Below are 11,276 nucleotides of genomic sequence, written 5' to 3' on the forward strand. Positions count from 1 at the left end.
GTTTGATGTTACCTGAAAAGGTATATTTTGGATCAGTCCGTTGCGGCAGCGGCGCGTACGTCGATCTGACCGGTGACGGCGGCGGAGATCAGGGCAGTGCGGCGTTCGCGCAATAGTTCAATGGATAGAACGGCCTCGCCAACCAATTGGTCCAGTTGTGCAACTGACATGACAGCAGCTTGAAGCAGTTCTTGCTGCTCGGCCATGGGCGGTAGCGCCAAGCACAACTCTAGGATGGTCGATTGCGAAATGTTGAGCATGGAGCTGCTGGCACCGGTTGCCGCCAGCTCGATCTGCCCTCGCACTTGTTCCGTGCCAAGGAACAGTGACAAGAAGGTGGGAAGGCAGCGACCAGCATCGACGCGAAGCCGATACAGCTTGTCGCAGAGCATCAGATTGTGATGGTCAGCAGATGCCACTGCGGCGCTGCCGACCAGCTCACGCGTGTTCGCTCTAGAGATGAGCAAATCACCAGCGCTGATGCCCAGTTCAGGCAATGGTGTCAGGTCCGGTGGCAGTGCTTTGTTCTCTTCGGGGGTGAAGATGCCGCCATTGACGCAGCCAACCTTCAAAACGCCCCATTCGGATTCAGACCCAACAGGGAAGCTCTCGCACTGCGGACTCCACCCTTGCTCAAATGTCTGCACAAGGTGCTTGACGCGAGCCACTTCCCAATGCGCCGGCACCTTGCCCAGCCACTCCACGCCCGAGTCCTTCATCGGCACCGACGGGTCAAGCCCCTTGGTCACGGCGTGGGAGATGACGGCCTGGCGCTTTTCCTTGAGCAGTTCGATGAGCCGTTCCTGCTCGGCCACCAGCGCGTCGATCTTGGTGACCTCTTTGCTCAAAAACTCCGTTATCACCGCCTGCTCCACCACTGGCGGCAACAAAACAGGCAACTCCATGACGTTGGTTGATGAGATCGAAGCCAAGTTCGTGCTCTGCTTCGAGCGGACCATGAAGAAGAACTGCGCATAGGTCGAACCGGTCAAAAGGTTCAGCCATCCAGGGCTCACGCCGTGAGGCCGAACGGCGAACACATGGTTCTGATGAATGCATGGTTCAATGCTGCCGTCCCACACGTGGCCACGCCCCAGCTTGTCGAAGTCACCGCCCTCATTCATCAAGACGTCACCCGCTTGTAGCCGGTACCGGGGCAAGTCTTCCAAGGGGATCTCGATGGTGGCCACGTCATCGAGCGCCAAATAGCCGTCCTGCACGTTGGCCACTCGCAGGTAAGGAACCTCCAGAGTTTCCTTGCCCACGTTGTCTTTGCCTTTGGCCACGCCTGTTTGCACATTGGCCACGAACTTCAGGCGGGTCAGCGCCCAGTGCTCGGGCAATTCTCCAAGCCCATCCACCCCACTGTCCTTGTACGCCGGATACCGCGGAAAGCTCATGCCGACAGCCCCTGGATCATGGCGAGGATGCGGTCGGTGGTCTGCTTGAGGTCGGCGTCAATCTCCGCCAGCGGGCGCGGCGGTTTGAAGACGTAGAAGTGGCGGTTGAACGGGATTTCGTAACCCACCTTGGTCTTCTCGGGGTCGATCCAGGCGTCGGGCGCGTGGGGCAGCACTTCGCGCTTGAAGTAGGTTTCCACGTCGTCGCTCAGCGGCACGTTTTCGGTGTCGCGCAGGGCGCTGTCGGGCTGGGGCTTGCCCTTCTGCTTGCCTTTGGCGCCCAGCACGGGCTGGCCGTGTTCATCCTTCAGAGGGCGTTCCACCGTGATGGTGGTGTAGCCGAAGGCTTCGTTGGGGAAGATGCGGCTGACGGGTTTGCCGTCTTCTTCGGCCTCCACGAACTGGCCGAAGAGCTGGGTGATGCGCTCGATGTGGGCGTCGCCCAGTTCCTTGCGTTTGCTGCCCAGGCTCTTGCGCATCTTCTGCCACCAGGCGCTGGCGTCGATGAGCTGCACCTTGCCTTTGCGGGCCGCGGGTTTGCGGTTGCTGACGATCCAGATGTAGGTGCTGATGCCGGTGTTGTAGAACATGTCGGTGGGCAGGCCGACGATGGCTTCCAGCAGGTCGTTCTCCAGCACGTAGCGGCGGATCTCGCTCTCGCCACTGCCGGCGCCGCCGGTGAACAGCGGTGAGCCGTTGAGCACGATGCCGAAGCGGCTGCCGCCCTCGGCGGCCGGTCGCATCTTGCTCAGCAGGTGCAGCAGGAAGAGCATGGAGCCGTCGGACACGCGCGGCAGGCCGGGGCCGAAGCGGCCGTTGTAGCCCTGCTGCTCGTGTTCCTTGCGCACTTCCTTTTCGACCTTCTTCCACTCCACACCAAAGGGCGGGTTGGCCAGCATGTAGTCGAACTTTTTGTGGGCGTGGCCGTCGTCGCTGAGGGTGTTGCCGAAAGCGATGTTGGCGACGTCCTGCCCTTTGATGAGCATGTCGGCCTTGCAGATGGCGTAGGACTCGGGGTTGAGTTCCTGGCCGAAGACGGTGAGACGCGCCTGCGGGTTGTGCTCGGCCAGGTATTCGCCCGCCACGCTGAGCATGCCGCCCGTGCCCGCAGTGGGGTCGTAAATGGTGCGCACCACGCCGGGCTTGCTCAGCACGTCGTCGTCTTCAATGAAGATGAGGTTGACCATGAGGCGGATGACCTCGCGCGGGGTGAAGTGCTCACCGGCGGTCTCGTTGCTGATTTCGGCGAACTTGCGGATCAGTTCCTCGAACACCAGGCCCATCTGCATGTTGCTGACGGCTTCGGGGTGCAGGTCGATCTGGGCGAACTTTTCGGCGACCTGGTAGAGCAGACCGGCCCGGGTCAGGCGCTCGATCTGGGTCTGGAATTCGAAGCGCTCGAAGATGTCGCGCACTTCGGGGCTGAAGCCCTGGATGTAGGTGGTGAGGTTCAGGCCCACATAGTCGGGGTCGCCGAGCAGCTTCTTCAGGTCCATGGGGCTCTGGTTGAAGAAGTGCGCCCCGGCCTTGTGGCGCAGAAAGGGTTCTGGGTTGACGCCTTGTTGGGTCTTGGCGGCCAGTTCGGCCAGGACTGCGGCCTTGGTGGGCTCCAGCACGCAGTCCAGGCGACGCAGGACGGTGAAGGGGAGGATGACTTTGCCGTAATCGTGTTGGCGATAGTCGCCACGCAAGAGATCGGCGACGGACCAGATGAAGGCGGAGAGGGCTTGTTGGTTCATGAGCGTTGGGGCAATGGCCCGGATGCGCACGAATCTACCAAACAGACCTTTTTGCCCAAGGCGAGAAGTGGCCCAAAGCACCTGCCGGAAGGCATGGGTGATCCGCTGACACGTGCACAAGATCGTGCCCCAAATACTGTTTATATATACAGTTTTGCAGTACCATCCCGCACACCCCCATCACCCAAGGACGCCCCACCATGCTCGACCACATGACGTTTCGCGTGACCAACATCGCCCAGGCCAAGGCCTTCTACAGCGCAGCCCTGGCACCGCTGGGTTACAGCATTTGTTTTGAAGGCCATTACGGCGCCAACATGTTTGGCATGGCCTACCCGGACGCCACCCAGCCCGACGGTAAGAAGGCCGACGTCTGGTTCATCGACGGGCCTTCGCCGTACGGTGGCCCCGCTGCCACCTCGGGCTGCCACCTGGCCTGGCACGCCGCCAACCGCGCGCAGGTGGATGCCTTCTACCAGGCGGCCCTGGCAGCCGGCGGCAAGGACAACGGTGCGCCCGGCCTGCGCCCCGACTACCACCCCCACTACTACGGCGCCTTTGTGATCGACCCCGAGGGCAACAACATCGAAGCGGTCTGCCACCTGCCCGAGTGACCGCGCCCTTGAAGATCGGCCTCAGCCCCCGGCTTCACGCCGCTTGATGCGGTACTCCACCTGGCCGCGCCGCAGTTGCAGCAGCCGCGCCACCGCCGACACGTTGCCGCCGCAGCGATCGATGGCGCGGTCGATCAGCATGGCCTCGATGTCGGTGAACGCGGCCTGCTGGTCCAGCAGCCGATCCACCAGGCTGGGCAGGTCGCCCGCCGAATCGCCGCCAGGCTCCGGGAAGCCGGGCGCGGCGTGGCCATGCCCGGCGGCGCGCACCAGATCGCCCGCCGGCCCCAGGCCCCAGGTGGTGCCGCGCAAGGTCTCGCCGCCGGCAAAGAGGTGCTGCACGTCGATGCTGCCGCCCGCTTCCGCGAGGATGACGCCGCGTTCGATCATGTTTTCCAGCTCGCGCACATTGCCCGGCCAGTCGTAGTCCCACAGCGCGGCATAGGCCTGCGGGCTCAGGCCCTTCACGTCCTTGCCGCAGCGGCGCACGCTGCGCTCCAGAAACAGTGCCACCAGCAGCGGGATGTCTTCCAGCCGCTCGCGCAGCGGCGGGATCTCGATCGGAAACACATTGAGGCGGAAGAACAGGTCGGTGCGAAAGCGCCCTTCGCTGACTTCCTTGCGCAGGTCGACGTTGGCGGCGGCGACGATGCGCACGTCGGCCCGCCGCACTTCGGTACCACCCACCCGTTCGAACTCCCGCTCCTGGATCGCGCGCAGCACCTTGCCCTGTGCGGGCAGGCTCAGGCTGGCGATTTCGTCGAGAAACAGCGTGCCGCCATCGGCGCGCTCGAAGCGCCCGGGCCGCGCGCGGTCGGCGCCGGTATACGCCCCGCGCTCGACCCCGAACAGTTCGGCCTCGACCAGGTTGGCGGGAATGGCGGCGCAGTTGATGGTGATCATCGGCCCCGCGGCGCGCGGGCTGATGGAGTGCAGCGCCCGCGCAAAACATTCCTTGCCCACGCCGCTCTCTCCTCGGAAGAGCACCGTCGAGTGGGTGGGCGCCACGCGGCGCACCAGATGGGCCACGGCGCGAAACCCCGCCGAGGTGCCGACGAAGCCACCCAGGTTGTCGCCAGGGTCGGCCGGCACGCCCACTGGCACGGCTGACGGCTGTCCCGCCGTCGCGGCGGTGGAGGGTGCGGTGGCGCCGGGCACCGACCACGAACGGCGGCGCCCCACGCGGTCCACAAAGGTGTCGACCTGCAGGTAGTCGGTGTCGTCTTCGCCGTCCTGCAGCGCTTCGGATTGCCATTCCACCAAGGGCCGGCCAATGACGCGGCAGCGCGCATGCCCCATGGCCACGCACTCCACTTCGCGCCAGTGGATGGGCATGCCGGTCACGGCGGTGCAATAGCCATCGGCGTAGCCCACCATGGTCCAGCAGGCCGGTGAACCGCTCACGCCGCAATGCGCCAGGTGGGCCTGCGCCTCCCAGCTCGCGCTCCAGTAGTAGTCGCCCCAGAACTGGCCCTGCGCGATGTCGACCTGCATCGCATCGACCGGCTGGTTGCGCACAAAGCCTTCCATCTCGCGCAAGCGCGGCCCCAGCGCCAACGCGTCGGCGGGGTCGGCACGGCCCAGTTGTTCGCGCACCCGCTGCCCGTCGTCGAAGCCCTGCTGGTAGCCCAGCCGCATCATGAGCGCGCGCGTTTTCGCGGTGCCGAGGCTGACGATGAGTTCGCGCCGCAGCTCGGCGAACGACTCGGCCTGCATGAGCAGCATGCGCTGGTCGAACAGCTGGATGTGCCCCGCGTCGGGCGAGAAATGCAGGTGACCCGCCAGCAGTTTGGCGGGGTCGATGGCAGCGGTCTGGAGCATGGTGGCGTGGGGTGTCGAAAAGGTCGGCAACCGTTCTTGAGCGCCGCATCGGTTTCAGCAATTCCCGAAATCGGCGTCAGCCGGTGTTTCCGCAAATCCTGAAGACCGGCCCTCTCCCACGCCATCATGGTTTACCCCCGCTTCGCCGAAAACCGTTGCGCGACAAGGGCTTGCCGATGGCCTCCACGCCGTTCGCGCGATGGCACAAGGTTTGCACAGCAAGGCCACAAAGGCCGCGCCCAACGGGTGGTGCAGCGGCCATCACAACGACGGAGACAACATGACCAACCCGACAGCCGACGCAGCGAGCGGCCTGCTGCGCGTGCGCGTGTCGCACCGCGAGGTGCAGGCCGAGGACGTGGTGGCGCTCACCCTGGTGCCCACCGACGAAGCCCCCGATGCGTTGCCCGCCTTCGACGCCGGCGCCCACATCGACCTGCACCTGCCCAACGGCCTGGTGCGCCAGTATTCGCTGTGCAACGCGCCGCACGAGCGCGGCCGCTACCTCGTCGCCGTGCTGCGCGAGCCCGCCGGGCGCGGCGGCTCGGCCTGCGTGCACGAGGCCCTGCACGTCGGCACCGAGTTGCCCATCAGTCGGCCCCGCAACGCTTTTGCACTGGCCCCCTGCCCGCACACCTTGCTGCTGGCCGGTGGCATCGGCCTCACGCCGCTGCTGGCCATGGCCGAACAGCTCTGGGCAGAGCAGCGGTCTTTTGAACTGCGCGTCTGCACCCGCTCCGCCGCGCGGCTGCCGTTCCGCCAGCGTTTGCAGACAGCCCCGTGGTCCGCACACGTGCACCTGCACCACGACGACGGGCCGCCCGCGCAAAAGCTCGATGCGCACTCGCTGCTCAGTCACTCACCGCCCGGCACCCAGGTCTGGGTGTGCGGCCCGGCGGGCTTCATCGGCCATGTGCGTGAGCGTGCGCAGGCACTGGGCTGGCCGGCCAACCGCGTGCACGCCGAACACTTTGCCGCGGCGCCCGGTTATGCGGCGGGCGCGCAGGCGGCAGACGGGGCGTTCACCGTCGAGTGGCAGCCCACGGGCCAGCGGGTGCCGGTGCCGCCGGGCACCAGCGTGGCGCAGGCGCTGGAGGCCGCCGGCATTGCGCTGACGCTGTCGTGCGAACAGGGCATCTGCGGCAGTTGCAGCGTGCGGCTGGTGGCCGGCGAGCCCGACCACCGCGACCAGTTCTACACCGCTGCGGAACACGTCGACCCCGGCCACTTCACGCCCTGCTGTTCGCGCTCGCACAGCCCGCTGCTGGTGCTGGCGCACCACTGAAACCGCATCCCCCTTTCCCCCACCCGGCCGGCAACGGCCTTCATTCCCGCAAGCACAAACAGGAGACAACATGGACGCCCCCACCCGAACCACCACCCCGATCCCCATCTACACCCATCCCAGCGGCAACCCCGTGGGCAAGCCGGACACGCCGTACCTGCTGAACTGCTGGTACGTCGCCGCCATGTCGCGCGAGCTGGGCGCCGAAGCCATGCTCACGCGCCAGTTGCTCGACACCTCGATGCTGATGTACCGCAAGGCCGACGGCGCGCCCGTGGCCATGCACGACCGCTGCCCGCACCGCTTCGTGCCCCTCTCGATGGGCGAGCGCCACGGCGACGACGTGGTGTGCAAGTACCACGCACTGCGCTTCGACTGCAGCGGCCAATGCACGCACAACCCGCACGGCACCGGGCGCATTCCCGCTGCCGCCAAGGTCCGCACCTTCCCACTGCTGGAGAAGCACGGCTTCGTCTGGATCTGGATGGGCGACGAGCCGGCCGACGCGGCAAAGCTGCCCGACTTTTCCGAACTCGACAACGGCCCGGCCACCGGCGTGGCGCACACCTACATGCCGATGAAGGCGAACTACGAGCTGATCATCGACAACGTGATGGACCTGAGCCACATCGACCACGTGCACGGCGAAATCATCACCACGCGCGGCCAGCTCTCGCCGCTGATCCCACCAGTGAAGGAAGACAACGACACCGTCAACGTGCGCTGGGAGTGGCGCCAGACCCCGGCCATGATGATCTTCGCCAACTTCCTGCCCGACCCGGCGGCCGAGGCGCGCGGTTTCTTCGACATCACCTGGAGCGCGCCGGCCAACATCCAACTGAGCGTGGGGGCGATCCAGGGCGAGGGCGCGCTCGACCTGAACGACACCGTGGGGCAGTACGACCTGCACACCTGCACCCCCGCCAGCGCCACCGAAACCCACTACTTCTTTGCCACACGGCGCAACCACATCGTGGACGACGGCGAGTACAACCAGATGAAGATCGAGGCCATGCACAACGCCTTCGTCACCGAAGACGGCCCCATCATCGAAGCCGTGCAGAAAGAGATGAACACCAACGATTTCTTCTCGCTCAACCCGGTGCTGATGAGCAACGACGCGGCGCCCGTGCGGGTGCGGCGCCTGCTGGCACGGCTGATTGCGCAGCAGAGTCGGGGCTGATGGCCCGGGGGGGCCAGCGGTGGCGAAGCCTTGGGGTGCGGCATCCTGGCTGCATCGTTCTGCGCGTCCTGAATAGGTGTTTTCGTTGTTTTGGCAATGTTATTGCCGACGATTCCATTGTCATTACAACGATTTCACCCATGACCTTCCCATGCCCAGCGCGCCCCCTGCCCCCGCAGCACCTCGCCTGCCCGCGCCCCCCCGTGGTGGTGGGCAGCGCGCTGCAAGACCTCGGCGTGCTGCTCACCCTGGCCCGCAAGCAGCGTGGGCTGACGCAGGAACAGCTGGGTCATCTGGCCGATGTCTCCACGTCCACCGTGCGCGCGCTGGAAGCCGGTGCCGAGGGCGTGGCCATGGCCAACTTCTTCAAAGTGCGGCAGGCCCTGGGCCTCTTGGGTCAGGTAGATCAATTGCTCGATCCGCGCCAAGACCCCGAAACCCTGGCCTACGCCGAACGCCAGCTGAGGGCGCCCCGATGACGGCGACGGTGGTCACGCCGGTCAGGGTCTGCGGCTGGACGCCACGCGCGGCGACCCGGAGCGCTCGTACCTGGCCCTGGCCAACCGCCTGCGCATCTGGACCCGCCACACGGCGACCGACCGCACAGCCGACCACGCCGAACGCCTGCACGCGCAACTGGCCGAGCTGTGGAAGCGCATGGCCTTCAACGCCCTGGTCGGCAACACCGACGACCACGCCCGCAATACCGGGCTGCTCTACGACAACATGGTCTGGGGCCTCTCACCCGCCTTCGACATCACCCCCCACCTGATCAGCCCGCTCCACCCGATCGAAGAAGGCCCCCTGCTGCTGCTCGCCACCGGCACCGACGGCCGCTCCGGCACCGGCCTCGCGCGGCTTGCCAACGCCGCGCACCGCATGGGCCTGGACCGCGACGAAGCCATGCAATGGCTGACCGACACCGCCGCGCTGATTGCGCAGCGGTGGGAGGCCCTGCTGCGCGAAGCGGCTGCGCCCATCACCGCCGACCCGGCGCGCATGGACCGGCTGGTGGACGGTGTGCGGGCTTCGTTTGTTTATGCGGAGTGGGTGTCGACGGCAACGACGGGGCGTTGAGTACCGCCTCTGTCAAGCTGGTTTGGTTGATAGGCGGGTTTGCAGCGATTTCGGTCATCCAAGCCACACCTTCGTACGGCCGGTTTTGCTTAAGCTACTGACATCCAGACAACACCAGTGGATAACCTATGGCAAAAACCTGCATCATCTGCGGTGACCCAGCCGGCTCGGGCGAGCACACCTTTCCTGCCGCATTTGGCGGGCGGCGAACTAACAAAGGCATTTACTGTACTAAGCACAACAACGAGTTTAGTCGGCATGTCGCGGCTCTGTTGGAGAGCATGGACATCATCAACGCGAAGCTAGGAGTCATCCCAGATCGCCATGATGAGGTTCGTCCTGCCCCGGCTCTCGCCCAAGACGGCGAACGATTTTTCATCTCGCAGGGTTCGGCAACCATCGCGCCCCCGCTCAGTCTTGATCAGACTCCCGAGCTTGTCGGGCGGGAGGCGACACTGCGTTTTGCCAACATGGAGCAAGCCCGGCAATGGGTGGTGCAGCAGGAAAAGGATGGCTACAAGGTCATGCTGGGGAAACCCGGCGAAGTGAAAACAGAGTTCGTAGCCCGCCCATTGAACGCGGCACGCATGTTCGGCGGCGAACCTTATATGCGTGGTGTCGTGTACCTTGCTGTGACCTTTCTTGCTCACGCATTTCCTGACCTGGCCCGCTCGCAGTCGTTTGCTGCCGCGCGTGACGTGATCGAGAACGATGGGCCCGTGGATGACCGCGTCTGGTGGCAGCCGCCCGAGGTTGCGGCACAGCGCTCGTCAAACCCATTCAGCATGGGGCACTCCGTGGTGATCGCGCCGGACCGGGATGGTCGGAGAGTGGTCGCACTGATCTCGTTTTATGACGCGATCCACCTTGGCGTCGACCTGGGCGAACTTACTGGCGCGGATGGCCTGGTCGAGCGCTTCACGACGCATATCGATCCTATGGCCCGACGCCCACCCAATGACATTGTGGAATCGAGGGAGCATGGACAGTTCCTGGTGCTCAGTACAAGGGAAGTGGCCAAGGAATACCTCCGTCTTCTCGCCACCGGAAAAGTGCCCAATCCTTTGGGGCCAGTCCTGAAAGCGGCCGATGAGGCGGAGCGTAAGGATGCCGCGAAGGACTTGCTGCCGCAACTGCTGACTGTGGCCAATTTGACGGGGTATGAGCGCGAAGGCCTTCTCAATGAGGTCTTAGCGACTCAGCAGCAGCGCATTCTCAATTTGATGGTCGAATTCGTAACGGGATTGCTGCGGGAAGTGAATTTTCCCGCGCCAGTGCCCGAGATCTTCGGTGCATTCATTGCGCTGGACGAGAATGCTCCACGAGGTATCAGTTTTCTCAGCGAGGCCGCGCTGAGCTACGCGACCCATGCACTTGGCGCGAGGATTGAGGAGCACTTGGCGAGCGGGACTCTGGACGTTCCTTCTCTGGCTGAACTGCTTGGAGGGAGCGAAGGCTTCGGGATCGTTGCGGGCGCCTTGAACGAACTCTTCCTGCAGACATTGCCTAGGGGTTGATGTAGGGACGCCTGTAAAAGGAGGCCCCAGCCTCCACCTGCAGCGTCAGTCATCGAACTCCTGCTCACTCTGGACATCGGTTAGAACGCATCTTGCAGTCACCTCAAACACCCGAAAGTGAAGCGGCCCCATTCAGGGCGGGCGTCGTTCAACGGCTGGTGTTGGCCGTTGCTGCCGCTCAAGCACTGGACCGTGAAGGATTCAGATCAGCCTTGAGGCGTCCTTCGGATATTCAAGTTCGGCCTTGCAGAGAGAGCCGTCTTTCGATCCCCGGCAGCCAAAGGCGGCTTTCTGCAACGGACCGGCCCACACGCCCGAATGGTCGGGAAGCAGCTTTGCTGCTCATGTCGTGCATACGCTCTAAACATGCTGGTGGGCAAGTACACGCTCTTGTTCGGCGAAAATCTTTTTCGCAACGAGTAGATCTGGGCGGAGGAGAAGCCCAAGGTCAGCAAACTATCAATTTGGGAGTGGGCTTCGTGAGAATCAGAAAAATATCGATCAGGAACTTTCGCGGGGTAAAAGTCCTTGACTGGAGCCTTCTGAACCGCCCCGGATTTTGAGGAGGCTCCAATCTTTGAGAGGATGGAGCCATGAGGAAGTCAGTGAAGTTTTCGCCCGAGGTGCGCGAGCGCGCGGT

At 64.4% G+C, this 11,276-nt stretch carries 9 protein-coding genes; 6 read left to right on the forward strand and 3 right to left on the reverse strand.

The window, feature by feature from the left end; genetic code table 11:
* Positions 1-32: 32 nt before the first annotated feature.
* Together QQK43_RS15640 and QQK43_RS15645 are read right to left on the reverse strand one after the other, a co-directional pair.
* Entirely contained in the window at positions 33-1,400 is a 1,368-nt protein-coding gene (locus tag QQK43_RS15640) for a restriction endonuclease subunit S domain-containing protein (RefSeq protein WP_284308477.1), read from the reverse strand.
* On the reverse strand, positions 1,397-3,139 hold the full coding sequence (locus tag QQK43_RS15645) for a type I restriction-modification system subunit M (protein ID WP_284308478.1): 1,743 nt from the start codon (positions 3,137-3,139) through the stop codon (positions 1,397-1,399). Before QQK43_RS15645 ends, QQK43_RS15640 begins: the two co-directional genes overlap by 4 nt.
* Before the next feature lie 200 nt (positions 3,140-3,339).
* Between QQK43_RS15645 and QQK43_RS15650 the strand changes: the two genes are divergently transcribed.
* Positions 3,340-3,753 carry a VOC family protein gene (locus QQK43_RS15650; protein ID WP_284308479.1) on the forward strand — a complete coding sequence of 138 codons (414 nt, stop codon included), beginning with the start codon at positions 3,340-3,342 and terminating at the stop codon, positions 3,751-3,753.
* Between the two features lie 21 nt (positions 3,754-3,774).
* On the opposite strand, the gene QQK43_RS15655 is transcribed toward QQK43_RS15650, so the two are convergent.
* Positions 3,775-5,574, reverse strand: a complete 1,800-nt coding sequence (locus QQK43_RS15655) for a sigma-54-dependent Fis family transcriptional regulator (RefSeq protein WP_284308480.1) — start codon at positions 5,572-5,574, stop codon at positions 3,775-3,777.
* A gap of 280 nt (positions 5,575-5,854) precedes the next feature.
* Between QQK43_RS15655 and QQK43_RS15660 the strand changes: the two genes are divergently transcribed.
* From QQK43_RS15660 to QQK43_RS15680, 5 genes are all read left to right on the forward strand, one after another.
* A complete protein-coding gene (locus QQK43_RS15660; protein ID WP_284308481.1) occupies positions 5,855-6,859 on the forward strand; it encodes a PDR/VanB family oxidoreductase in 1,005 nt (334 codons plus the stop codon).
* Between the two features lie 70 nt (positions 6,860-6,929).
* Positions 6,930-8,042 (forward strand): Rieske 2Fe-2S domain-containing protein, encoded by a 1,113-nt coding sequence (locus QQK43_RS15665; protein ID WP_284308482.1) that lies wholly within the window; start codon positions 6,930-6,932, stop codon positions 8,040-8,042.
* A gap of 140 nt (positions 8,043-8,182) precedes the next feature.
* Positions 8,183-8,521 carry a helix-turn-helix domain-containing protein gene (locus QQK43_RS15670; RefSeq protein ID WP_284308483.1) on the forward strand — a complete coding sequence of 113 codons (339 nt, stop codon included), beginning with the start codon at positions 8,183-8,185 and terminating at the stop codon, positions 8,519-8,521.
* 145 nt (positions 8,522-8,666) lie between these two features.
* On the forward strand, positions 8,667-9,119 hold the full coding sequence (locus QQK43_RS15675) for a HipA domain-containing protein (protein WP_370465290.1): 453 nt from the start codon (positions 8,667-8,669) through the stop codon (positions 9,117-9,119).
* 281 nt (positions 9,120-9,400) lie between these two features.
* Positions 9,401-10,636, forward strand: coding sequence for a hypothetical protein (locus QQK43_RS15680; RefSeq protein ID WP_284308485.1), 1,236 nt, complete (start codon positions 9,401-9,403; stop codon positions 10,634-10,636).
* Positions 10,637-11,276 lie beyond the last annotated feature (640 nt).

Source organism: Hydrogenophaga electricum, assembly GCF_030160815.1.
GTDB lineage: Bacteria > Pseudomonadota > Gammaproteobacteria > Burkholderiales > Burkholderiaceae_C > Hydrogenophaga > Hydrogenophaga electricum.

Bases quoted from the DNA above. Each gene is read 5' to 3' on its own strand.
- QQK43_RS15655 (WP_284308480.1), bottom strand. From the start codon at position 5,574: ATGCTCCAGACCGCTGCCATCGACCCCGCCAAACTGCTGGCGGGTCAC.
- QQK43_RS15650 (WP_284308479.1), top strand. From the start codon at position 3,340: ATGCTCGACCACATGACGTTTCGCGTGACCAACATCGCCCAGGCCAAG.
- QQK43_RS15645 (WP_284308478.1), bottom strand. From the start codon at position 3,139: ATGAACCAACAAGCCCTCTCCGCCTTCATCTGGTCCGTCGCCGATCTC.
- QQK43_RS15640 (WP_284308477.1), bottom strand. From the start codon at position 1,400: ATGAGCTTTCCGCGGTATCCGGCGTACAAGGACAGTGGGGTGGATGGG.
- QQK43_RS15665 (WP_284308482.1), top strand. From the start codon at position 6,930: ATGGACGCCCCCACCCGAACCACCACCCCGATCCCCATCTACACCCAT.
- QQK43_RS15680 (WP_284308485.1), top strand. From the start codon at position 9,401: ATGGACATCATCAACGCGAAGCTAGGAGTCATCCCAGATCGCCATGAT.
- QQK43_RS15660 (WP_284308481.1), top strand. From the start codon at position 5,855: ATGACCAACCCGACAGCCGACGCAGCGAGCGGCCTGCTGCGCGTGCGC.
- QQK43_RS15670 (WP_284308483.1), top strand. From the start codon at position 8,183: ATGACCTTCCCATGCCCAGCGCGCCCCCTGCCCCCGCAGCACCTCGCC.